The organism is Pedobacter nototheniae (assembly GCF_032678625.1).
Classification (GTDB): Bacteria; Bacteroidota; Bacteroidia; order Sphingobacteriales; family Sphingobacteriaceae; genus Pedobacter; species Pedobacter nototheniae_A.
Genome location: NZ_JAVTSO010000002.1, coordinates 612,092 through 636,625 on the forward strand (window position 1 = coordinate 612,092; position 24,534 = coordinate 636,625).

Consider the following 24,534-nt stretch of genomic DNA (forward strand, 5'->3'; position numbering starts at 1 on the left):
TTAATTGTATTTATGCTTGTACGAACGTTTAATGTGGCATAATTTGACGCAAATTACGGTAACCCGGCTTTGTTAAAAGAACATATGAATGTTAGCTTCTGCTTTTAATAACCCAATTAATCTTTAAAATCGCTTAATTTGCATTTTTAAATATTTTCTTTTGAAAACAGACCTTTTTCTTATTACACCGCCATTTACCCAACTGAATACTCCATATCCGGCAACGGCGTATATAAAAGGTTTTTTAAATACTAAAAATATAAGCTCCACACAGGCAGATTTGGGTATTGAAGTAATATTGGCTTTATTTTCAAAATCGGGACTGCAAAATTTGTTTACCCATGTGGTAGAAAAAAATGCAGAAAACCTGGGGTCAATATCTGCCAATTCCAAACGGATTTTAGCTTTAAAAGATGAGTATTTAAAAACGATAAATTCTGTAATTGATTTTCTACAAGGCCGAAATCCAACTTTAGCTTTGCAAATATGCGGGGATGATTTTTTACCCGAAGCTTCAAGGTTTTCGCAACTCGAAGAATTAGACTGGGCTTTTGGTGCAATGGGTACGCAGGATAAAGCAAAACACTTAGCTACTTTATATTTGGAGGATATTTCAGATTTCATTGTAGAATGTGTTGATGAAAATTTTGGCTTTAGCCGTTATGCAGAACGTTTGGGCAGAAGTGCAAACTCTTTTGATGAATTGTATAGTGCTTTGCAAAGGGAGCTTACCTATATTGATGAAATTCTGGTTGAAATTTTAAAACAAAAGATCGAAGCCATTGAGCCTAAGTTATTTTTAATTTCTGTTCCTTTTCCAGGTAATTTATACAGCGCTTTCCGCTCTGCACAGTGGGTTAAAAAACATCATCCCGAAATTAAGATTTCTATGGGTGGTGGTTTTCCAAATACAGAGTTACGTTCGCTGTCTGATAAACGTGTTTTTGAGTTTTTTGATTACATTACTTTAGATGATGGTGAACTTCCGATTGAATTATTGATCCAAAATATAAGCGAGTCGGTGCCTGCAGAAATGCAAATGTTTAAGCGTACTTTTTTATTGGAAAACGGCGAAGTTGCTTATCGAAACGACGCCCTAAGACAGGATTACAAACAATCAAACGTTGGAACACCTGATTATTCGGATTTAAAACTTGACCACTACATTTCCGTTATTGAAATTGTAAACCCAATGCACCGGATGTGGAGCGATGGACGATGGAATAAGTTAACCATGGCCCATGGTTGTTATTGGGGAAAGTGTACATTTTGCGATATTTCTTTAGATTACATTAAAGTATATGAGCCTGTTGCAGCCAAACTGGTGGTAGACCGGATTGAAGAACTGGCTGAAAAAACGGGGCAAAATGGTTTTCATTTTGTTGACGAAGCTGCACCACCCGCGTTGATGCGTGAGGTAGCTTTAGAAATTATCAGGAGAAAACTTGCCGTAACCTGGTGGACAAACATTCGTTTTGAAAAGAGTTTTACACAAGATTTGTGTGTATTGCTGAAAGCATCTGGCTGTATTGCGGTTTCGGGTGGTTTGGAAGTCGCATCAGATCGGTTGTTAAAATTAATTGATAAGGGGGTTACAGTAGAGCAGGTTGCAAAAGTTACCCGTAATTTTACTGAAGCCGGAATTATGGTACACGCTTACCTGATGTATGGCTACCCAACGCAAACCATCCAGGAAACGGTGGATAGTTTGGAAATGGTGCGTCAGCTTTTTGAAATGGGTATTTTACAGTCCGGATTTTGGCACCAGTTTGCCATGACAGCACATAGCCCCGTTGGGCTGTATCCTGAAAAGTTTGGCGTGGTTAAAGAAACTGAGGCAATTGGTACTTTTGCCAATAACGACATTAACTACACCGATAAAACAGGTATTGACCATAACAAATTTAGCTACGGTTTAAAAAAATCTCTTTTCAATTTTATGCATGGAATCTGTTTTGATTATGAGTTGCAGGATTGGTTCGATTTTAAAATTCCCAGAACAAAAATTCCGGCAGATTTTATTGAAAAGGCTTTAAATGATGATGGTAGTTTTAATACAAAACCAACAGCTAAAGTTGTTTGGTTAGGTGGCAAGCCCGAAACGGAGTATTTTACTAAATCTAAAAAAGGTAATTCGTGGGAAATGGCAGCTTTAACTTTTCAGAATAAGAAAGATAGCTTTACCATTCAAACCAATAAAACAGAGGGTGTTTGGCTGGCTTCCATGCTGGAGAAGGTTTCCATCTCAAATGATAAGGTTTATACTTTTTTGGAAATTAAAACAGATTTTGAAAATAGTTTTCAAGATTTCGAATTGTTTTGGTATTCAAAACCTGTCAATGTTTTAAGAGATTCAGGCTTACTTATTTTATAAGCAGCATTTAGAGAAGTGCAATGCCATCATCCCAAAAATAAATTTGAGATGACGGCGACTAAAACTCTTTATAAAAACAGTTTATTTTTTAACTGGATTTTTCTGATTGTAATCATTAAAGGCGGCAACCAATGTTTCATACTGCATAGGCATTAAGGCGGCTTTTTTAGCTAAACCGATCATTTTGGCAGCAAGTCCTTTTTTAGTTGAAACAGGTTCGTTCCCATATTCGCCATTTTGATATTTTTTTAATACCTCTGGTGTATCTGCAAAGTATTTTTGTAAATCATAGTCGAAAGCATTTTCCAATTTGTCGTTATCTTTCTGGCTAAGCATTTTCCAGCCATTCATTAACTCCTTCTGGTCTTTAGCCATTTTTTCACGGTAATCACCATAATAAATATCAAAATCTTTAGGATAGCTATAGAAGCGGTAAACATCTATTCTACCACCAGAAAGTTTCTCCAGCATGTGATCGTTTGAACCCAGACTTTTTATTTGCAGGTTTTGATTATCAACGAAATGAACCTTTTCAAATTTGCGATCGCCTGTTTGATACGATTTTAAATCGTCCACACGGTATCTTTTTGGCTTTACATTATCGCTTTTACTTTCTGCAAGTGAAGCAGAATCTTTTAATAAAATGTAACGTTGGTTAAACCATGGCGCATCTGCATAGTAGCTGATTTTGCCACTTACGCGGCTTCCATCATTTAATACGGCGTAACCAGGATAGTAGGTTTCTTGTGCTTTTAAAGCGGTTAATGTACACATAAGGCTAATGCTTAGCCCCAGTACTAATAGGATTTTTTTCATGATTAAGCGTTGAGATAATTTATTCTAAAATAGGGTTATTGTGATTAATTTCAAATTAAAAGATTTCAATTTTGTCAATTTCCTACACGCAATGGATACTCTAAAATTTAAGTCGTAATTATGCATAAAAATTATTTGCATTGAAAAAACACATCAGAAGGCACTACCGCAAGGCGAAATACATCTTTTATAAAGAAACTCTAATAGATGTTAAGGAGCATTTATGGACTTTTATCGGTTCTTTTTTAGGGATAGGAATCATAGGTTTTTTAAACAGTAAATATTTTACTGCTTACGAAAATCTTTTTCTGATTGGCTCTTTTGGCGCATCGTCCGTGTTAATTTATGGTTTAATTAATAGTCCGCTGGCGCAACCCCGCAATGTAATTGGCGGCCATGTGGTATCAGCGTTGGTAGGGGTTACCATCTATAAACTCATTCCCGGCGAACTTTGGTTAAGTTCGGCATTATCGGTTTCGCTCTCCATTGTGTTTATGCAAATAACCAAAACGCTCCATCCGCCTGGAGGCGCTACAGCATTAATTGCCAATTTAAGCTCCCCAAAAATACAGGCATTAGGTTATATGTATGTTTTAAGTCCGGTTTTATCGGGTGTTATAATTTTAGTTTTGGTGGCCATACTTTGTAATAATGCCACCTCGCATAGAAGTTATCCTAAAAATAAAGACTGGTATAAAGTGTGGAAACGCAGGTATAGAAAAAATATTTAATTATTTTGAGGTTGGACTTACGGAAAAAATAGGTTTGCGCTACTTATATTTAAAGACAGATTTTTGATTAGATTTGCGTTTCATTAAAAATCAGGATCGGGCAACTACAAAACAGGATGAACATCAACGAAGCGTTATTAGAGCGATATCATTTAAATACCTGCACGCCTGAAGAGCGCAGGCAGGTAGAAGAATGGCTTTTTAATACCGATACCGATGAACTGGCTGAACTGCCTCCGGCAGAAGATAAGCTTAAACATAAAGCAGAAATGTGGGCAAATATTGAAACGATAATGCCTGAAGAAAAAGAAATCGTAAAGCTAAGAAGCCCAGGTTTCTTTATGTGGAAGGGGGCTATTGCAGCCTCACTGTTCATTGCGGTAACGGCTTCGCTGGTTTATTTCTTTTTCTTGAAATCCCCCGGAGATATGGAGTATGTTTCCATTAATAATACTTCGCTTTCACAAGTCAAAAATGTAAATTCCAGCGGGTATGATATTTCTGTTGGCCCCAATACCATTGCTAAAATAAATGGCGAGGCTGGTATAATTGATTTAAGCGGCAGCATTTTAATTTCGCCAAAGAAAGATATAGAATTGCTTTTTGAAGGCACAAATAAAAAAGTAATCTTAAAAAAAGGACAAACTTATATCATTTTAGATAATAAATCCGGCAACCAGGGTATTGTTGTTGTAAGTGAAAAAAATCTGCTTGATTTACCTCCCGTTATACAAAAACAAATTTCTACTCAGTTTGACATTTAAAAAAAATACATTTTACATTTTCCGGTTGGCACTTTTTGCGCTTGGTTTTGCTTTGCTATTTGGTACTTTGCAAAGTTGTGTCAATTCTAACGATTCCGATCTCAAACCTGCAAAATACAGTTTCTATATTTTAGGGAAAGAAGGCAAAGAATACGTGATTCAAACCAACAGCTTAACCATCGGCGAAATAAAACCAGAAGTGGTGGGTGCAGCCTTGGATGGCAATGATATGGATCGTGATGTTTTTGTTAAAAATGGACAATATTACCACCTGAACAGAAAAACCTCTTTGTTTTCAAAGTTTAAGGTTGAACATGGAGAATTTAAAAAGATTACGGATTTAAAAATTGAAGACTTTTCCATAGAGAATTTTACCTGGTTAAATGGCGATACGCTTTTACTTACGGGTTTAAATGAAAAATTATACAATCAGCCCAAATTTGTACTTATTAAAACCGGGGATATGAAAATAATCGACCAGGGATTGGTTGATATTCCAAGACCTTCAGGGAAATATACTTCCATGTCTATCGGTTTAGTTGAAAAACGGAATCAAAAAATATTTGTGGGTTATACTTACCACATGGTGGTAGGTACTTCTAATTATGTAACCAGCGATACCCTTTATGTTTCTACGTTAAGCTATCCTGAAATGAAATTGCTGAAAACCGAACGCGATACGAGGTCTACTTATCCGGGTGGAATAAATACAGTACAATCTTATACTTTTGATGATGGCAGGGGCGACTATTATTTTATGTCATGTCCTGGCATTGCGCTGGGTAACCGCCCTGAAATTCCAACCGGTATTTTCCGTATTAAAGCAGGAGCCACCGGAATTGATCCGGCATATTTTTTTAATATTTCAGCATCTGCTATTAAAAATCATGCTTATGGCATGTGGTACTTAGTTGGAGATGAAGCGATTATCCGTTCTGAACGTAAAGATTTATTTAAAGGCTTAGGCGATCATTACAGCACTGCTCATTTTGAGTTTTACGTAATTAATCTAAAAACTAAAGCAATTAAAAAACTCAATTTACCACTGGATAAAGGTACCAGAAGGGAATGTGTAATAGTTGAAAATGGAATTGCGAATATTGCGGTTAACTCTACAAAAGAGGGGAATTACATCTGGCAGTACAACATTAAAACCGGCGCACTAACCAAAGGACTTCAATTTGGAGGTGATACTGATTTTATTCTTAGAATGGATAAGCTTTAAGGATTCTCTTTTCGATTTCCAATTTATAAATCCGAATTCGCTCATCGCCCTGCTGAATTCATTTCAGCATCTTTTAGCAGGAAGACCCTGAAATAAATTCAGGGTGACGTATTAAGTAATCAAGAACATACTTGAAGTAGGATTAAAGAAAATTTGGTCGGTAAATTCGTCATTTCGAGCGCAGTCGAGAAATCTTTAAAACCAGCATACAGATTTCTCCATTTCGCTGCGCTCCAGTCGAAAGGACGGGCAACTGAGTTCGGTGTTAATTTATACAAATTAACCTTATATACAATCTAACTTTAATCGATCAATTCGTCATTTCGAGCGCAGTCGAGAAATCTTTAAAAACCAACTTACAGATTTCTCCATTTCGCTGCGCTCCAGTCGAAAAAACGGGTGACTGAGTTCGGTGTTAATTTATACAAATTAACCTTATATACAATCTAACTTTAATCGATCAATTCGTCATTTCGAGCGCAGTCGAGAAATCTTTAAAAACCAACATACAGATTTCTCCATTTCGCTGCGCTCCAGTCGAAAGGATGGGCAACTGAGTTCGGTATTAATTTATACAAATTAACCTTATATACAATCTAACTTTAATCGATCAATTCGTCATTTCGAGTGCAGTCGAGAAATCTTTAAAAACCAACATACAGATTTCTCCATTTCGCTGCGCTCCACTCGAAAAGACGGGTGACTGAGTTCGGTATTGATTTAGAAAATCATCCCCTAACTAAGCATCTTTTAGCAGGAGGACCCTGAAATAAATTCAGTGTGAGGTATTAAGTAATCAGGAACATGCTTGAAATACAGCCTGACAAAAGAAGATTTTTTTAGGTTAAAAAAAATATTTTCATTTTTTTTATTTTCCACCTTCGGGAAAACCGGAGTTGTGCTACTTCATTATAAACACACTATAGTTTAAACAATGTTTAGCCCAAAAATTCTTTTATTTCTGTTTTTCTCGAGTATAATTTTTACAGCATCTGCCCAGCAAAATGCAAAAATTTCGGGAAAAATATCCGACAGCACCGATGTGATTGCTGGTGCATCCGTAATCCTTAAAAATACAAAAATTGGTACTACAACCGATGAAAATGGTTTCTTTCAATTAACCAATCTTAAAGCCGGAACCTATACACTGGTGGTTTCGTACGTCGGCTTGGCGAGTAAAGTACAACAAGTCTCTTTAAAAAGCGGAGAGCAGTTTAACGTTAATGTTGTACTTAAAAAAAGCCTACACGATTTAAATACAGTTGCCATAAACGGAAAAACCAAAACAGCCAAACTTAAAGAATCAGGCTTTGCGGTAACCGGCATAGAAACTAAACTTTATGTAAACATGACATCTGATTTGAACCAGATTTTAAACAGGAGTACAGGGGTCAAAATCAGGGAACAAGGTGGATTGGGATCTGATTTTAAATTTTCTTTAAATGGACTTTCGGGTAAACAAGTAAGGTTTTTTTTAGATGGCGTTCCGATGGAAGGCTTTGGAAGTGCAATGTCTTTAAACAATATTCCGGTTAATCTGGCCGAGCGTATAGAGGTTTATAAAGGTGTAGTGCCGGTAGAACTTGGCGCTGATGCACTGGGCGGGGCAGTCAATATCGTAACCGATCAGCATACAAAGAAATATTTAGACGCCAGTTTCAGTTATGGTTCTTTTAACACCAGTCGTGCAGCAATATCGGGCCGCTATACCGATAAAAAAACAGGTTTAATGTTTGATTTGAATGCTTTTCACAATTATTCTGATAACGATTATCTGATGCGGAATAACCCTAAATACGATGCTGCTATTAAAGTTAATGAAGGTGATGTAACTGTAGAAAAGGATGCCCGTCGTTTTCACGACGCTTACCGTTCTACTATGGGGCAATTGAATATTGGTTTAACCGAAAAATCATGGGCGGATAAAATTACCCTCGGTTTGGTGTATTCAAATCTGTATAAAGAAATCCAAACGGGCGCAAACCAGAATATTGTTTATGGTGGTTTAAACAACAGGGAGAATTTCTTAATGCCTTCCATAGCTTATAAAAAACGAGATTTCCTTTTGAAAGGTTTAAGCACCAGTATTATGGCTTCTTATTCTATTAACCGTTCTTTGGTTGCCGACACTTCTTCTTACCGGTACGGATGGGGAGGCAAGGTGAGGTTCGAACCTATATCGGGCGAATTGAATAGTATTAAAACCATCTACCATTACAAAAATAAAAACGCCATTGCCAGGGCAAACTTTGCCTACCAGCTTAACGATAACAACAGCTTAAATTTAAATTATACCTACACCCATTTTGGCAGAACGGCAACTGAATCGTTGGGAAAAGCAGAGAATAATAAATTTGATGTTCCAAATACAATAGATAAAAATATTGTGGGCCTCGCATTGCAAAATGATTTGCTGGATAAAAAACTAACCAGTTCCGTGTTTGCCAAATACTATAACTTTAATGCTTTTGTAAGAGATGCGGTTTATTTCGGTCGGGATCAGGGCTGGTTAACCTCCGATTCTAAAACCAATAAGGGCTATTTTGGTTACGGCATCGCATCGCGCTATAAGCTAACCAACGATTTTGGTTTAAAAGCATCATATGAACATGCTTATCGTTTACAGGAAGGCGAAGAACTTTTTGGAAACGGTATAGATATATCCGCTAACAATAAATTAAAACCTGAACTGAGCGACAATGTAAATGTTGGTTTATATTACTCGTATAAATTAAACGAGCATAAATTTGCTGTTGAAGGTTCTTACTTTTTTAGAAATGCTAAAGATTTCATTTACTTCATTCCTTCAGGCGGATTTTTCTCCAATTATGATAATATTGGTGCTGCACAAATTAATGGTGCTGAAGCCGAAATCAGGTATGGTTACAGCGATTTGCTCGAATTTACACTTAATGCAACTTACCAAAATGCGGTTAACAAGCAAAAATTCGATACAAGCAATACCCCCGACATTACGTATGGTGACAGAATACCGAACCAACCCTGGTTTTATAGCAATGCCAATTTAAGTATTGGTAAAAACAATGTGTTTGCTAAAGATTCGCGTTTGCAATTTAACTATGCTGCACAATTTGTAAACTGGTTTTACTTAAACTGGGAGAGTAGGGGAAGTATAGAATCCAAAAATAAAATACCTACACAATTGGTCCACAATGTTGCACTTTCTTATTCCATGGAAAAAGGAAAATATAACATCTCTGTAGAATCTCTGAATGTAACCAATGAGTTGGCTTACGATAATTTCAGGTTACAAAAACCTGGTCGTTCATTCTTTGTAAAGCTTCGATATTTCATTAAATAATAATCTTATATAAAATTCAAATCATGTTAAAAACAAACTCAAAACGATTCGTTTTATCTGCTTTAGTCCTTTTCGTTGCCGGATTTTCTGCCTGCAAAAAAAGTAGCACAGATACTGAACCTACACCACCGGCAGGCACTACAGATTATAGCCTGTTGGTAAGCGCCGGAACACCTGCAGGTACTTATATTTTACATACCGCTTCTTTAACTGAGGGTAGTGTAACTACCGCCGGAAATGGGGTAGAAACAACAGATTTAACTGTTATTACAACAAAAGGTGGTTATTATTATGCAACAAATGCTGCCGGTAACCTGGTTAAATTTACTTCCGATAATAAGAAAAATACAATCGTTAAAGAAATTCCTTTTAATAAAATAACCTGGGCCTACTGGTCAAGCTTTTACCTTTGGAAAGACGATAAAACCCTTGTTTTCTTTAGCGTAAACGCCGGTAAGCAATACGAATATGCAACACTTAATGTAGAAACTATGGCTTTTACAGCAAGTGGAAACATTAACATTCCTGTGCCAAATGCAGGTTATTACTATTGGGGCAACAGCGCAACTTTTGTAGGCGATAAATTATACATAAGTTATACTAAAAATGCAGATGCAGATGATATTTCTGTTAACGAAAGTTATTTAGCCACTATCGATTACCCTGCAATGAACAACATTTCAGTAACTACCGATACCCGCTTTAATTATCCAAGTCATTATACTTTACATGCACCTGGTGCTTTTACCGATAATTCAACTGCATACTTCTTAAACTCTCCAACCATTTGGTCTACTAAAATGATTAATAAGCCTTTCGGTATTTACAGGGTAAAGACTGGTGCTACAGCAGTTGATGCAAGTTATTTTTATGAACTAACGGATCGTACCAAAGAAGAAGCTTTAGGTCTTTATCATGTTGGATCGGGCAAAGCCATCGTTAAGGTATTAGATAAAACTCAAATCGACGGAACTTCTGCCTACAGCACCAAATACATTACAGATTATTATGTTGTTGATGTGGTAAACCAAACGAAAACCAAATTAGACATTCCTAAAAGCATTAGCGGTGGTTATTCAGAAAATGTATTGGTAGATGGAGGCGTAGCTTATATAGCTGCTAAAACCACTGATGGTTTTTATATTTATCAATATAACGTAACCTCGGGTGCCGTAAAAAGAGGCCTGAAATTAGAAGGTGTTACAGCGCTAAGCCGTTTAGAAAAATTAAAATAATTTATACTGCGGGCCTGATATTCAATTTAGGTTTCAGGCCTGCATAACTTAACAATTGCGCGCTTAAAATCTAAGCTCTCCATGGCTGTTTAACCGAAAGGTCAGCCGGGAAGCTTTATTAACACCTTCAAGTTGCATAAAAAGGTGACGTTGGCCATATCCGGCGAAAAATTCAATCAGGCTTATATAAACCTGAAACCTTTAAAAGCTTAAACCTTATGAAATATATAAAATGCTTTACAGCAGCTAAACAAGCTGTTGTTAGAATCCTACTGCCCTGTTTTTTCATTTTAACAATAGCATTTGCTGGAGTAAATTCGGTTTTTGCCCAAAGTAAAGGAACGGTAAAGGGGAAGGTAATTACTGCAGACGGATTGCCGCTTCCCTATGCTTCCGTTGCGCTGCACCAGGAGGATGATAAATTATTTAAAGGAAGCATGAGCGATTCTGCTGGTGTATTTATGTTTTCTGCCTTGCCTCATGGAAAATATAAAATAAAAATCAGCAGCATGGGCTTTACCACTCATCACAGTGCTTTGTTGCACCTTTCTGCTACGCAACAAGTACACAATATGGATAAGATTATCCTGAAAGAAGATGCTCAGGTTTTGGCATCTGTACAGGTAACTGCACAAAAAAGACTTATTGAACAAGGTTTGGATCGCACTGTTTTAAATGTAGAGAACAGCATCCTCTCTGAAGGAAATACAGCCCTTGAATTATTAGAAAGAGCGCCAGGCATTAAGGTGGATGATGAAGGAAAAATCTCGTTAAAAGGAAGACCAGGCGTTGCGGTTATGATAAATGGGAAGTTAACTTATCTGAGCCCGGCAGAACTGGCTATTCTTTTAAAAGGAACCAATTCTGCTTCAATTTCAAAGATTGAGATTTTATCAAACCCATCTGCTAAATACGATGCAGCAGGCAACGCGGGGATGATTAATATTATTTTTAAGAAAAATCAGGCAAATGGTTTAAATGGTTCAGTTTCTGTAAATGGCGGTGCAGGCAGAAATGCCCGCTACGGATCGGGTATAAATTTAAATTACAGAAATAAAAATGTAAATGTTTTTGGAAGCTATAACTATGCTTATCGTGGTGAAACGGAATACCTGGATTTTGAAAGACGTTTTTACAACAGCGGACAGGCAATTGGTAATTATGACAGGATTTCGAACCAGCATACCAAAACAAACGAACCTTTAAATACGCATAATTTCCGTTTTGGAGTTGATATTGATTTAGATACAGCCAATACCATTGGTTTTTTATTAAATGGCAATACAGGTAAATACCTTCACGATAGTCATACCGGGAATATATTGAGCGATTTTGCAGGAAATGTTATAACAGATATGTCTACAAAAAATTATGACAGACAAAACTGGCAAAACCTAAGCTACAACCTAAATTATTTGCATAAGTTTAAAAAGGCAGGTCGCGAATTTTCTGCTGATGCAGATTTTGCGGGCAACAGCTTTACTTCCAATTTAAATTTAGATACTTATACTTTGCCATTTGCAATTAGCCCGGCTGGAGAAAGCAACAGCAGAAAGGGTTATGTACCGGCAAAAACGAATGTTTACATTGCCAAAATAGATTATAAAGATATTTTTTATAAAGCACTTAATCTGGAAACCGGCTTAAAAAGTTCCATTATAAATTCAGATAATAACCTCCAGTATCAATCTTTAAATAAAGGCATTTGGGCATACGATGCGGCAAGCAGTAATTACTTTAAATACAAGGAAGAAATCCATGCTGGTTACATTAACCTAAACCAAACTTTTACCGAATTTAGCATCCAGGCAGGTTTAAGAGCAGAGTATACTAAAACTACAGGTAATCAGGTTACTACCGGAACAGTTTTTAACCGTGATTATTTCCAGCTGTTTCCAACCTTAACGTTGAATAAACCCTTGAATGAAAACCATCAGTTGCAGATTGCATATAACCGCCGAATTGAACGTCCTGATTATGGAGATCTTAATCCATTCCGCGTATTCAGAGACCCCTTGCTTTACTATGAAGGAAATCCGTATTTGAGGCCCGAACTAACACAGAGTTTTATGATAAACCATATTTTTAAACAAAAATATACGGCATCTATTAATTATAGCAGAACAAAGAATGTAATTACCTGGCTAACCGGACAAAACGACGCAACCAATACTACTTTTGAAAGCCCGCAGAATTTAAATAGCCTAACCAATTATGGGATAGCTTTTACAGGGCAAACTAATTATTTTAGCTGGTGGACAGCCAGCAATTTTGCCAATTTATTTATGAACGAGTATAGCGGAGACTTAGGGCAGGGTACGTTTAAAAACCGCCAGTTAAGCTATAGTGCAAATACCCAAAATGCTTTTAAAGCAGGTAAAGGTTTTAGTTTTGAGCTAAATGCTTTTTACAATTCTAAATCTGTTTATGGTACCGCTACAGAAAAAGCATATTATGCAATATCTGCTGCTATGCAAAAGCAGGTAATGAAAGATAAAGGCAGTTTTAAACTCCTGGTGAATGACATTTTTCAAACCAGCCAATACCGTCAAATTACCCGTTACCAGAATATAGATATGTACAGCCACATTATGGCGGATAGCAGAAGAGTAATTTTATCTTTCTCTTATCGTTTTGGTAAACAAATGGCCAGCAGAGAACGTAAATCAGGTTCAGAGGATATTCAGAACAGGGTTAAGAGTGGCGGATAATAAAGAAATTCCATTTACAAGGCTCCTTGATGCGTGAGTGGAATTATTAAATTTTTAAAACAATTGCTATCCAATAGGGATTGTTCATTAAACATATTAGCTATGGATAATGAACAATTTACCCCCAAACAGGTAGAGGGCGCACAAACAGATGCGGTAGAAAACCGAATTTTCGATGTTGATTTAAAAGCTGCTGAATTTTATGAAGTAGCTAAAAATCGCCTGCTATGTGTAATGGACTGGCATAAAATTTCAACAATAAAAGCCAGTGTTTTTTGTCTTACCGATTTGAATGGCAAAGAAGTAAACCGCCCTGCCTGGGTTGGTGATTTTATCAAAATTGATATACCCGGACCCGGAAGTACAGCAGGAGAAGGATTTGATTGGGTTAAAGTGGAGCATATAGAAGAAAAAGTACTAAATGAATTAGATCAGCATATTTTATTAATGCGCGTAAGGCCTTCAGCTATGCCAGGCGCAAATGAAAATGATGCGGCTCATTTTTTTAAGCACAATGCAACCTCAACATTTATCGTTTCCAGAAAAGGGAATGAACTTTCTGCTGAAGTACATGGCAGAAATGAAATGGCCAATGTTGATACACCTAAATTATTAGATAAAGCCCGCAATGTAATTGTAGCTTCAGGAAGTTTTTTAGGTATTTCAATTCTCCAATGGAAAGTTTTAGTAAAAGGCATATTAAATTCCTAATGACTTAACTTATCTCTTAACATTCTCTTAATATTAATGGTGTAGCTTTGGTTCATTCGGCAGGCAAAATAAGCTGATACAACTCTACGAATGAAAAACATTTTTACTACATTATTGCTGTCTTTTGGTTTCCTGTGTGCCTTTGCACAAAAAAATAGTTTAGCGCTCGGTACCAAAACACTTTATACACCATTACAGCAAAAATATGCACCCGTACCTAAGGGATACGAAGTTGCCTATATAAACTATGTTGGAAGGCATGGTGCAAGGCACTTAACCAAAGATGTAGCTAAATCCTACGCATGGAAAATCCTTTTCAAAGCCGATAGTTTAAATGAATTATCCAGTCTTGGAAAGCAGTTAAAAAATGCGGTTGTAAACCTGCAGAAAGTAGAAATTAAACACCTTGAATCTATTTCTGTAGTTGGAGCTGAGGAACTTGAACTTATCGCCAAAAGGTTATACCTCAATCAAAAAACATTGTTTAAATCGGATGTGAAATTACTTGTTGCCACAACAAAAAAAGGCAGGACAAAAGAAAGTGCAGAAGCTTTTTTAGAGGGTTTAAAAAAAGAAGATGTTAATGCCGTTAAAGATGTCAAGTTTAATTATGCAGATGATGACAATTTAAGGTTTCACGATTTTTCTAAAACTTATGATGAATTTAAGGAAAACGGTTCATGGTTAAAAACCTATAATCAATTAACAAAAGCCCTCGGTATTGAAGTTTTGACTGCAAATTTTACTTCTAAGTTTTTTACTGCAGATTTTTGTAAAACCCTTAATAAACTGGATAGAGCCAATTTTACCGATGATATTTATGGCTTTTACGGCATTTTGTCGGCAATTCCGGCAGAGATTAAAGCAAATGGTTTAACGGCAAAAGACATTAACCTGAAGTCGTTTTTTACCCAAAGTGATTTAACAAAACTGGGCAAAATAAATGATGCCGAAGATTATCTTAAAAAAGCACCAGGTACAAATAATGATGGTATACAGGTTAAAATTGCAGCACCCTTATTAGCCGATTTTATCAAATCGACGGATGCATTTATCCAATCGAAACCATATACAGCCGATTTACGTTTTGCACATGCCGAAACCATTGCACCATTTGCAGCCATTTTAAATTTAAATGGCGCTTCTACCGCAACCCATAATATTTTGGCTTTTGATAAAGTTTGGAAAGCGGAAGAAGTAGTTCCATTCAGTTCTAACATTCAATGGATTTTTTATAAACGAGCGGATAAATCTATTTACCTGGTAAAATTTATGCTTAACGAAAGAGAAGTAGCCATTAATGGCTTAAGCACAAAAACTTTTCCGTATTATAACTGGAATGCCGTGCGTAAATTTTACATGCAGAAACTAAATAAGTTCGGTTATAAGCTGGAGGGTAATGCGCATGAATATTTACTCCATGTTAAATAATTTGACCGTTTTAATTTAACATGGAAACAAATTGTTAACAATATATTAATCCATAGTAAGGATTTAGTTTAAATAGAGAGCCGTTTTTTGCAGGAAATAAAACCCCGCATGAAGAAACGTTTACTATCCTTAATAATCCTCCTTTTTTCTTTTGCCACATTTGCCCAAAAAACCAATACCGTTAAGGGCATTATTTCTGATAAGAAAACAAATGAAACCCTGATTGGTGCCACTGTAACTTTAAAAAACGAAAAGAAAACGTTTAAAGTTTCCGTTAGTACTGGTTTTGATGGAAGTTATGTTTTTAAAAATGTACCATCAGGAAAATATGAAGTTGAAGCCAAATTTATTTCCTATAAAGATGAAGACAAAGATTTTTCTATTGATGGTGGCGAGACAAAAGTCATTAACTTAAAAATCGAATCGAAAGATAATGCGCTGGATGAAGTAAAAGTATCTGGTAAAAGTGATGAAGGTTCTGAACGAAAATCACGACAGATTGAAAGAAAATCAGATCAGATTTTAAATGCAGTTTCTGCAAAATCAATTGAACTATCTCCGGATTTAACCATTGCCAACGTTACACAAAGGGTTTCTGGTGTATCTATTGAAAGAAGTAGCAACGGTGAAGGACAGTACGCCATTATCCGAGGCATGGATAAACGTTATAATTACACTTTGGTAAACGGTGTTAAAATCCCAAGTCCGGATAATAAAAACCGGTATGTGCCCCTGGATATTTTTCCTGCCGATATTGTAGATCGTATGGAAGTTTATAAATCCTTGTTGCCAAGTCAGGAAGGCGATGCCATTGGTGGTGGAATTAACCTTGTTTTAAAAGATGCACCCGATCGTTTTACCATCAGAGCTAATGCAGCAGCAGGATTGGCCGGTGCTTTCGGATTAAACAACTTCACTGCATTCGATCATAGTGAAAGCTCCAGGTCTTCACCAAGAATAGCCAACGGTGCAAATTACAGTGCGCAAATGTCGGATTTCCCCAATGCACCACTTCGTTATAGTACAAAAAAATCGCCTGTATCATCTGTATTTGGATTAACCGTTGGGGGAAGAAGTGCCGATAAGAAATTTGGCGCATTGGGCGCTTTAAGTTATCAGAATACTTTTCGCTCAACCAACTCTATTTTTTACGATACAGATGTAGACCGCTCAACCAACGAACCTGCTTTAAAAAGTGTGCAGAACAGAAGGTACAGTACACAACAGGAGCGTACGGCTGTACACACAAAATTCGATTACAAATTTAACAACGATCATAAAATAGACCTTACCGCTTCTTACATGAACCTGGGGCAAAACGAATTTAGATTTGCCAGCGATACAACTTTAAACCTGGGTAGGATTGGTAAAGGTACAGGACGTGTAACCAATACCTACAGAAGCAACCGTACCGTTCAGGAAATATACAGCGCAAACCTGCATGGCGAACATAAATTTGGTGATCAGTTTAAAATGAACTGGTCTGCTGTTTATGCAAAAGCTACCGCTAACCAGCCCGACAGAACCATATTAACCATTGTAACTGGCAGAACCGGATCTTTAGATGCCAATGGAAATGTAATTAATGTGGTACAACAACCGGCATTATTTAACTCTACGGGGGCAGCACAATCAAGGGTTTGGGCTAAAAACAGCGACGAAGATAAAACGGGTTATCTTAATTTTATTTACAGCCCTAAAATAGGCGATAAGAAAGTAGAGCTTAGTTTCGGTGGCATGTATCGTGATAAAAGCAGAAAAAGTAATTACGACGATTATTCTTTAAAATTAGCAGGAAGTACCACGCAAGTATATGATGGCGACATCAGTAAAAACACTTTCATGGTTCAAACTACAGGCGGTACTGCCGGCGATCCTTTAAACTATAGTTTTAAAGAAAAAATTGCAGCCGGCTATGCACAGTTTAAATTTGATATCGGCGATTTACAAACCATTGGTGGAGTACGTTACGAAAATACAGATCAAAGCTGGTTAACGGCAGCAGATCCCAATCAAACGGTTGGTGCTATTGGTTCTATAAAATATGGCGATTTATTGCCTTCATTAAATTTCAAGTATAAACTGAGCGATAAGCAAAATTTACGTTTAACATATTACTCAGCCATTAGCAGACCTGGTTTTTACGAGTTAATCCCTCATGCTGTAGCTACTGAAGATGAAGGTTATACAGAAACAGGCAATCCGGCACTTAAGCGTGCCACCGCTGATAACTATGATTTCAGGTACGAGTGGTTTCCTAAAGAATTAGACCAGTTGTTGGTTGGTGTTTTTTATAAAAATATTAAAAACCCCATCGAGTATGCCTTATATAATCAGGGCACATCTGTTTTTTATTCAGCCAATAATTTTGGAAACGCCAGAAACTTTGGTTTCGAATTTGATGCAACCAAATACATTAACAAGTTTGGTTTCAGGGTAAATTATACCTATACAAATTCAAAAATTACGACCACAAAAACTGTTTTATACAGAGATGCGGCAACCACTTCATTAACACAACGTACAGAGGAGCAAAGCCGCCCTTTACAAGGCCAGTCTAACCATATTGGTAATTTATCCTTATTGTTTAAAGACATTAAATCTGGTTTTGATGCGCAAATTGCTGCGGTTTATACAGGCGCGCGAATCAATACAGTATCGCCTTACCTAAACAATGATATCTGGCAAAAAGCATCTATACAGGTGGATTTATCAGCCGAGCAAAGAATTTTTAAAAGTTTTTCGGTCTACATGAAAATCAATAACCTTTTAAACACTCCATCAGAACTGGAAATCAGGAGGCCTTACAATATTACCCCTGAAACCGTAAATCAAAAAGTCGAAGATCAGGTGGTGGGTAAAAATGTATTTATCCGTAAAGATCTTTATCAGCAATTCTATTTACTTGGCTTACGCTATAAATTATAATCACCAATAAAAAGCAAAAGATATTATGAAAAATTTATTCAAAACATTTGTACTTGTTGGTTTAGTTATCAGCCTTGCCGCCTGCCACAAAGATGAAGTTGTAAAGTTATCTGTACCGGTGGTCCAGTCGGGAGCATTAATTACCTCAGAGAATTTACCGGGTGGAAGTATTAAAGGTACTATGCAAAGTGGTAAAACTTATTATTTTGATAAAGATATTGTTATAAATGACGGCGATACACTTTTAATGCAAAACGGGGTTACTTTAATTGCGCTTGGCGATGGAACAAAAGGTAAGGCACCTCAAATTACTGTAAATGGTACATTTATCAGTTTAGGAACGAAAGATAAACCAAACTATATAACCGTTCAAAATGCAGCGACCTATCGTACAGAAGCTTCAAGCAGCAAATACGATAATATATTTAAAGGAAGCTGGGGCGGTATTTTAGCCATTCCTGCACCTGTAACCGTAGAAAAACCAAATCCAAAAGGTGGCGATTTAATTATTAAATGGACACATATAGAATTTGCAGGCGCAGCTTCTTATGGAAACGATCAATCTATTTATAAAGATGGCGATGCACGTTATGCCATTTTCTTTGGAAACATAACTAAAGATTTTATTTTAGAAGATAGCTGGGTTTATGGTACAGCCGATGATGGCATTAGAACAGTAGGCGGTAAAATTGCCATAATGCGCAATACTTTCGAGCTTTGCGGTAAAGCAGGAGGAGAGTGCTTTAACATGAAAAGCGGAACAGTAGGCGATTTAGGTTATAACATGTTAATTGGATCTGCCACTAATGCTTTAAAAGCTTCTAATTCAGGAGGTACAACAGTTCAGTGTAATGTAAATATGTACAATAACACCATGGTAAATTGTGGTTTCCGCCAAACTAAAACCGGCCGCGGTGGATCGATTAATTATGAGCAAGGGGCCCGAGGATTGATTTACAACAACCTGATTGCCAACTGCCGTTTTGGTTTAAGAATTACAACAGATGCTGATAGAGATAATATTAAATATAACAACCAGTTTTATTATGGAAGTACAGCCGGAATTGTGGCTCAGTTTTTAGCCACAGACGGTGCTGCCTTAACACAAAATGCAGATGTTAAAAGCACCAGTGCAAAAGATAAAAATCCACTGTTTTTTAGCTATAATTTAGAACAGTTTGATTATACTGCAAACCCAGGTCCGATTACAGCTTCGGCACAGCCAGCCTATTTGTTAACCATAGGTAACTCTAATTTTAATTTACAAACGGGTTCTCCGGTAAAAGGAAAAGGTAAAACAGATTTTGCTCCACTGGCAGTTGTTAAAACAGGAGGGAATTTTGGCGCAACAATTACACCTCCGGGTGGTGATTTAGGTGCCTTTCAGTCTGATGGGGCTGGTAATCAACATTAAACGTTAGCGGCATATATATTAAATGCTCCATCTTTACACATGGAGCATTTCTTGTTTTACTACTTTGCTAATTAGAAGAATGGATTGGCAGCCTGATTACCTTCGCTCCCCAATTTGCTGGCGCCACATAGAGTAATACAAACCTTGTTGTTTCAGGAGTTCCTCATGCGATCCCGTTTCTGAAATTTTACCTTTTTCAAGTACATAAATGGTGTCGGCATGCATAATAGTAGAAAGTCTGTGCGCAATCAGGATGGTCATTTGCTCCCTTCTGTTCGAAATTTCGCGTATAGTACCTGTAATTTCTTCTTCCGTTAAAGAATCCAGGGCAGATGTTGCTTCATCAAAAATAAGCAGGCGTGGCTGCCGTAACAGTGCCCTTGCAATAGAAAGTCTTTGCTTTTCTCCACCGGAGAGCTTCATCCCGTTTTCGCCCAAAATGGTGTGTATTCCGTGAGATGCTTTGGCAATTAATGCCGTAGCAGAGGCTTTTCTTAAGGCTTCGTTAATTTCTTCATCTGTAGCTGTTGGATTAACAAAAAGCATATTATCTTTAATTGTACCCGCATATAATTGCGTATCCTGCGTAACAAAGCCAATTTGCCGGCGCAGTGGATTGTACCTTATTTTAACTGAACTTACATCATTAAAATAAATTTCACCACTAACAGGTACATACAAACCAACAAGCAATTTAACCAAAGTTGACTTTCCGGAGCCGGAAGGACCAACAAAAGCAACTGTTTGTCCGGTTTTAATCTCAAAAGAAATGTCGTCTATGGCATTATAACCTGCCGTTTGATGCCTGAAAATTACTTGATTAAATTTTAAGTCATCCAGTTTGCCAATTTCAACCGAATGATCAGGACGTTGTTCAACAGGTTTATTCATCAACCTGTCAAAACTATTTAATGATGCATCTGCTTCACGGTACAGAATAATCATGTTGCCCAAGTCTTGTAAAGGCGTAAATATGGCTGTTGATATAAATTGCATGGCAATTAACTCGCCGGTGCTTAAAACCTTTCTGAAAATGAGCCAAAGTAAAATGAATAAAACCGATTGTTTTAACAAGTTGAGCATATTGCCCTGCAGAAAAGAAAGTTTGCTTACTTTTTTGGCTTTCAGCATTTCAAGGTCAAATATTTTGAGGGTTTGTTTATTCAGCCTTCTGATTTCAGAAAAAGTTAAACCCAAACTTTTAACCAGTTCTATATTGCGTAAACTTTCGGTAATAACGCCAGCTTGTGCATCTGTTTGCCGGTTAATAGATCGTTGAATAGCCTTGATCTTTTTAGAAACTAAACCGGTAAGCGAGCCTAACAATAAAACACCAACAAAGAAAACAGGTACTAAAAGCCAGTTTTTATTTAAACTGTACCAAAGTAGAAAACTAACGCCAACCAAGGAGGAGAATAAAACATTGATAAACGAATTAATGAAGCGTTCGGCATCAGTTTTTACCTTTTGCAATACGGCTAAAGTTGTTCCGCTTCGGCTTTCTTCAAACTCCTGGAAAGATAATCTTAAAGTTTGCTTAAGTCCGTCATTAAAAATATTCATACCAAATTTTGCGACCGCTTTTCTGGTAATATATTCCTGAAAAGATTTAAGTAGTTTGGCTACTACGGCTATACCCAGCGCAAGCAGGAGCCAGGAAAGTACTTCTTTAATAAGCCCGCCTTCGGTTAAGTGATTTTTATTGGTCGCATATTGGTCAATAATTTTCCCAAATATGACCGGATCAAGAAGGTTGAGCAGCTGAGATGCAGCAGCAAGTAGTAAAGATAAAAAAATTAAAACCCGGTGAGGTTTAAGATACTTCCACAATATTTTCATTAAGATAGGCTATTTTTAAAGATAGGGAAATTATGGGGAAGCAATGGAGCCTAAGCCCATTCAGGAAATCTGCGCAAGATATAACCTGGTTTCATACTCCATTTTTACCTGTCCGTTTTGTTCATGCTTGTCGAACAGCACATCTAAAGCTTCAATCATTGGATCGTAATCCGGATGGCCAACAAGAGGAACTGTTGAAAAAGACAACAAATAACCCTTTAAAGATGTTTTATCTAATGTTTGACTGTGGTAAAGATTTTGAACGGTAAGCTCATGCGGCTCAAAAAAAGCTTTAATATTTTCAGGATTGGCGCGATATGAATGAACCACATCAGGTGCATATTTATTTTTCAAAGCCTGATATTCTTTTAAAAAATCAGTTCTATCCTGCAAAATGTTCCAGATTAAAAGTGCGTGTGCACCAGGTTTTGCAATGCGGTAAAATTCTTCTTTTGCTTTAGGAATATCAAACCAATGGAAAGATTGTGCAGCCGTAATTAAATCTATACTTTGATCGTTTAAGCCCGTATGCTCTGCAGTTCCATTTATACTTTCAAAATGATGGTGATGCCCTAATCTGTTTTCAGCATGTGCACGCATATCTTCATTGGGTTCAATAGCGCTTAATGAATAGCCGTGTTTAATAAATAAAGAAGAAAAAATACCTGTACCCGAGCCAATATCAGCAATCTGGTGTTCTTTTTTTAGACCTATTGTTTGTTCTAAATACGTTACAACCACTTCAGGATAAGAAGGGCGATACTTTTGATAATCATTTGAACGATTAGAAAACCTGGTTATGGAAGACAAATTCATGATCTAAAAATGAGCTTTGGTAAACCACAAGTTTAACCATAAAAGCCCTACAAAAGTTTTTCGTAACCCTAATTTTATATTCTTGTTACATATTCTTTACATAACCTTTCTAACGGGCCTCTGAAGCAGAACTTGAAACCTGATTGGCGAAATAAGCCCTTTTATTTTTGAAATAAAAGTAGCAAAGTGGAAATAAACAGATTAGGCCAAGTAAAAATCCTCCCAGGGTATCGGTAAACCAGTGCGCACCTAAATAAATACGCGAAATAGAAATGGTAATAATTAAAAATGCCGAAAGATAAGTGAAAATTAATCGGGTGGTTCTCGGAATATCCTTTAAGGTATTCATCAGTATAATTAGGAAACCAAAAAATACAACATAAGAAAGCACGTGTCCGCTTGGGTAGCTTTGAAATCGGTTTACTTCAACCAACCTAACATAAAAAGCCGTTGGCCGTGGCCGGTTAATCACATTCTTTATACCCAGAATAATTAACCCCGAAAACAGCACGAGTGCAATGTATAAAGCCTCTCTTTTATAGCGTTTAAAGTAAAAAATTGCAGCTACAATTAAAACAGATATTAAAGAGAAAGGAATTTCACCAAAAATGCTGATGGCTAACATAACTTTATCTAAAAAATTTGAATGATATTTTTGAACAAATAAAGATATTTCAATGTCAAATTTTAAAATCGGGTGAGCGGCAATGAATACGCTTAGTGTGGTAAAAGCAATGATGAGTAAGATAAATATGGCGGCTAAGACATTCTTTTTTAATAGCATTGATGTTGATTTTAAGGAAGATTCAAAAATCAAAGCTATAAAATTTCTAAGTTCTTTAATACTTTAATGCGTTTGAAGCCTTTGAATTAAAGCAATACAGATTAAGGCTTGTTTTTTTAATAACGGATAAGAGGTTATCGGTCAAGGATTTTGTGTTATCTGTCAGAACCATTAAATATTCCGATCTTAAAATATAGACTTTTGTCTGGAAACATCAATTACCTAACGATTAAAGCATGCCAAAAGGAATAGTAAAATGGTATAATCCAAACAGAGAATTTGGGTTTATCAGCTCGGAAGATGGAACAGAAATGATTTTTGCAGACGCTGAAAAAATTATTGAAGGAGAACAGAAAGAATTAAGAGTAGGATTACACGTACAGTACGAAATTTCGAATACAGCAAAAGGCAAACAAGCCTTCAATATTAAAATTTTATCTCCGGTTTAAATTATCGTTTATGCAGGTTTTTCTAAAGGAAAAAAGTGTTATAAAGTAATTTATACGCAGAATATTCGTCACGGGAAAATATTCATCTATCACGGATTTTATGTAATCTGTATAAAGCATTAGTAGAATTGAAAAGGAATTCTAATCTTTCGCCCGGATAATAAGGATATCTAAGCTTGGACGGTTGGTAGGTTTCCATCACCTGCCAGCTTACCAGGCTACATACAGTTTAATCTCCATTTTTAACATCATACCTTTAGAGGGACATTCCCTTAAATTTAAGGCTCTCTCCAACCAAAAACTGCCCACCTGAACAAGGTTGGGCAATTTTTGGTTATTTACTTAATACGTTTATCGGTAATTTTAAATTAAGTTGAAGATTAAATAAATGTTCAGGCGTCCGGAAATTATTGCTTAGCTTTTTTGATTTAAAGCCTTGTATAACACCATTTTCAAAACGTTAATAAACGCTTAAACTTAGGGAGCCGAAAAACGGAGTCTTTTTATTTAACCACGATCTGTTTAGGTTCAGTAACCACAATCTGAGCTTTTCCCTTAAACTCTGTCACAATTCCTGTTACGCAAATGTTATTGCCTAAAAACATGCTTGCCGGTTCAGAAGGAAATTTGCTTTGATCTTCTTTATTTACCACAATTGTAATTAACTCCTTGGGGAAAGCACCTCCAAGATTAATTAAATTTATTTTGTCCAAAGCTTTAGTGCTGTAAACAGAATCACAAATGGTTACTGTTTTTCCAATATATTGGGCAGCATCTTTTGACAAAATTAAGGTTTGTCCTTTGGCAAAGTAAGATGCAGAAACAATAAATAACAGGAGAGATAGCTTTTTCATAAAGATGGGATGATGTGAATGTAAAGCAATAGAACGCTCAATAATAGGTTAACGTATTTGTTTTACACTACAAATGTAGAAAGCAATTTATTATAAAACAAGGTCTTGAATTTAAATACATAAATTTTAC

The 24,534-nt window shown here is 36.5% G+C and carries 17 protein-coding genes; 12 read left to right on the forward strand and 5 right to left on the reverse strand.

Translation table 11 applies throughout. The annotated features are described in order from the left end of the window. Window positions 1-160: 160 nt before the first annotated feature. Window positions 161-2,374 (forward strand): B12-binding domain-containing radical SAM protein, encoded by a 2,214-nt coding sequence (locus tag R2Q77_RS08340; RefSeq protein WP_316803263.1) that lies wholly within the window; start codon window positions 161-163, stop codon window positions 2,372-2,374. Between the two features lie 81 nt (window positions 2,375-2,455). Here the strand turns inward: R2Q77_RS08340 and R2Q77_RS08345 are convergent, their stop codons facing one another. Further along, the gene (locus R2Q77_RS08345) at window positions 2,456-3,190 is read right to left on the reverse strand and encodes a hypothetical protein (RefSeq protein ID WP_316803264.1); all 735 of its coding nucleotides are present in this window, start codon (window positions 3,188-3,190) and stop codon (window positions 2,456-2,458) included. 140 nt (window positions 3,191-3,330) lie between these two features. On the opposite strand from R2Q77_RS08345, the gene R2Q77_RS08350 reads away from it, so the two are divergent. The 10 genes from R2Q77_RS08350 (at window position 3,331) to R2Q77_RS08395 (ending at window position 19,662) form a co-directional block, all read left to right on the forward strand. Continuing rightward, on the forward strand, window positions 3,331-3,921 hold the full coding sequence (locus R2Q77_RS08350; RefSeq protein ID WP_316803265.1) for an HPP family protein: 591 nt from the start codon (window positions 3,331-3,333) through the stop codon (window positions 3,919-3,921). A gap of 116 nt (window positions 3,922-4,037) precedes the next feature. Continuing rightward, window positions 4,038-4,685 (forward strand): hypothetical protein, encoded by a 648-nt coding sequence (locus tag R2Q77_RS08355; protein ID WP_316803266.1) that lies wholly within the window; start codon window positions 4,038-4,040, stop codon window positions 4,683-4,685. After that, complete coding sequence (locus tag R2Q77_RS08360; protein WP_316803267.1) at window positions 4,675-5,910, forward strand: DUF4374 domain-containing protein; 1,236 nt, start codon at window positions 4,675-4,677, stop codon at window positions 5,908-5,910. Before R2Q77_RS08355 ends, R2Q77_RS08360 begins: the two co-directional genes overlap by 11 nt. 934 nt (window positions 5,911-6,844) lie before the next feature. Then, window positions 6,845-9,232 carry a TonB-dependent receptor gene (locus R2Q77_RS08365; RefSeq protein ID WP_316803268.1) on the forward strand — a complete coding sequence of 796 codons (2,388 nt, stop codon included), beginning with the start codon at window positions 6,845-6,847 and terminating at the stop codon, window positions 9,230-9,232. Between the two features lie 23 nt (window positions 9,233-9,255). After that, window positions 9,256-10,467, forward strand: a complete 1,212-nt coding sequence (locus R2Q77_RS08370) for a hypothetical protein (RefSeq protein ID WP_316803269.1) — start codon at window positions 9,256-9,258, stop codon at window positions 10,465-10,467. Between the two features lie 218 nt (window positions 10,468-10,685). Next, complete coding sequence (locus tag R2Q77_RS08375; protein WP_316803270.1) at window positions 10,686-13,178, forward strand: TonB-dependent receptor domain-containing protein; 2,493 nt, start codon at window positions 10,686-10,688, stop codon at window positions 13,176-13,178. A 102-nt stretch (window positions 13,179-13,280) separates the two neighbouring features. After that, window positions 13,281-13,889: a hypothetical protein gene (locus R2Q77_RS08380; protein ID WP_316803271.1), complete on the forward strand. Its 609-nt coding sequence runs from the start codon at window positions 13,281-13,283 to the stop codon at window positions 13,887-13,889. Between the two features lie 90 nt (window positions 13,890-13,979). Continuing rightward, window positions 13,980-15,320: a histidine-type phosphatase gene (locus R2Q77_RS08385; RefSeq protein ID WP_316803272.1), complete on the forward strand. Its 1,341-nt coding sequence runs from the start codon at window positions 13,980-13,982 to the stop codon at window positions 15,318-15,320. Between the two features lie 108 nt (window positions 15,321-15,428). Next, on the forward strand, window positions 15,429-18,248 hold the full coding sequence (locus tag R2Q77_RS08390) for a TonB-dependent receptor (protein WP_316803273.1): 2,820 nt from the start codon (window positions 15,429-15,431) through the stop codon (window positions 18,246-18,248). Window positions 18,249-18,273: 25 nt separating this feature from the next. Continuing rightward, the gene (locus R2Q77_RS08395) at window positions 18,274-19,662 is read left to right on the forward strand and encodes a hypothetical protein (RefSeq protein ID WP_316803274.1); all 1,389 of its coding nucleotides are present in this window, start codon (window positions 18,274-18,276) and stop codon (window positions 19,660-19,662) included. Between the two features lie 96 nt (window positions 19,663-19,758). Here R2Q77_RS08395 and R2Q77_RS08400 read toward each other — a convergent pair whose 3' ends face one another. The 3 genes from R2Q77_RS08400 to R2Q77_RS08410 form a co-directional block, all read right to left on the reverse strand. Continuing rightward, entirely contained in the window at window positions 19,759-21,501 is a 1,743-nt protein-coding gene (locus R2Q77_RS08400; RefSeq protein ID WP_316803275.1) for an ABC transporter ATP-binding protein, read from the reverse strand. A gap of 60 nt (window positions 21,502-21,561) precedes the next feature. Continuing rightward, window positions 21,562-22,317 carry a class I SAM-dependent methyltransferase gene (locus tag R2Q77_RS08405; protein ID WP_316803276.1) on the reverse strand — a complete coding sequence of 252 codons (756 nt, stop codon included), beginning with the start codon at window positions 22,315-22,317 and terminating at the stop codon, window positions 21,562-21,564. A gap of 109 nt (window positions 22,318-22,426) precedes the next feature. Next, window positions 22,427-23,101: a phosphatase PAP2 family protein gene (locus tag R2Q77_RS08410; RefSeq protein WP_316803277.1), complete on the reverse strand. Its 675-nt coding sequence runs from the start codon at window positions 23,099-23,101 to the stop codon at window positions 22,427-22,429. A 236-nt stretch (window positions 23,102-23,337) separates the two neighbouring features. On the opposite strand from R2Q77_RS08410, the gene R2Q77_RS08415 reads away from it, so the two are divergent. Continuing rightward, window positions 23,338-23,550 (forward strand): cold shock domain-containing protein, encoded by a 213-nt coding sequence (locus R2Q77_RS08415; RefSeq protein ID WP_316803278.1) that lies wholly within the window; start codon window positions 23,338-23,340, stop codon window positions 23,548-23,550. Between the two features lie 503 nt (window positions 23,551-24,053). On the opposite strand, the gene R2Q77_RS08420 is transcribed toward R2Q77_RS08415, so the two are convergent. Then, window positions 24,054-24,404: a hypothetical protein gene (locus R2Q77_RS08420; RefSeq protein WP_316803279.1), complete on the reverse strand. Its 351-nt coding sequence runs from the start codon at window positions 24,402-24,404 to the stop codon at window positions 24,054-24,056. Window positions 24,405-24,534: the final 130 nt, after the last annotated feature.

Excerpts from the sequence above, each read along its gene's own strand:
- R2Q77_RS08365 (WP_316803268.1), top strand. The coding sequence starts at position 6,845 with ATGTTTAGCCCAAAAATTCTTTTATTTCTGTTTTTCTCGAGTATAATT.
- R2Q77_RS08395 (WP_316803274.1), top strand. The coding sequence starts at position 18,274 with ATGAAAAATTTATTCAAAACATTTGTACTTGTTGGTTTAGTTATCAGC.
- R2Q77_RS08400 (WP_316803275.1), bottom strand. The coding sequence starts at position 21,501 with ATGAAAATATTGTGGAAGTATCTTAAACCTCACCGGGTTTTAATTTTT.
- R2Q77_RS08390 (WP_316803273.1), top strand. The coding sequence starts at position 15,429 with ATGAAGAAACGTTTACTATCCTTAATAATCCTCCTTTTTTCTTTTGCC.
- R2Q77_RS08420 (WP_316803279.1), bottom strand. The coding sequence starts at position 24,404 with ATGAAAAAGCTATCTCTCCTGTTATTTATTGTTTCTGCATCTTACTTT.
- R2Q77_RS08355 (WP_316803266.1), top strand. The coding sequence starts at position 4,038 with ATGAACATCAACGAAGCGTTATTAGAGCGATATCATTTAAATACCTGC.
- R2Q77_RS08410 (WP_316803277.1), bottom strand. The coding sequence starts at position 23,101 with ATGCTATTAAAAAAGAATGTCTTAGCCGCCATATTTATCTTACTCATC.
- R2Q77_RS08375 (WP_316803270.1), top strand. The coding sequence starts at position 10,686 with ATGAAATATATAAAATGCTTTACAGCAGCTAAACAAGCTGTTGTTAGA.
- R2Q77_RS08405 (WP_316803276.1), bottom strand. The coding sequence starts at position 22,317 with ATGAATTTGTCTTCCATAACCAGGTTTTCTAATCGTTCAAATGATTAT.
- R2Q77_RS08385 (WP_316803272.1), top strand. The coding sequence starts at position 13,980 with ATGAAAAACATTTTTACTACATTATTGCTGTCTTTTGGTTTCCTGTGT.
- R2Q77_RS08415 (WP_316803278.1), top strand. The coding sequence starts at position 23,338 with ATGCCAAAAGGAATAGTAAAATGGTATAATCCAAACAGAGAATTTGGG.
- R2Q77_RS08345 (WP_316803264.1), bottom strand. The coding sequence starts at position 3,190 with ATGAAAAAAATCCTATTAGTACTGGGGCTAAGCATTAGCCTTATGTGT.
- R2Q77_RS08370 (WP_316803269.1), top strand. The coding sequence starts at position 9,256 with ATGTTAAAAACAAACTCAAAACGATTCGTTTTATCTGCTTTAGTCCTT.
- R2Q77_RS08380 (WP_316803271.1), top strand. The coding sequence starts at position 13,281 with ATGGATAATGAACAATTTACCCCCAAACAGGTAGAGGGCGCACAAACA.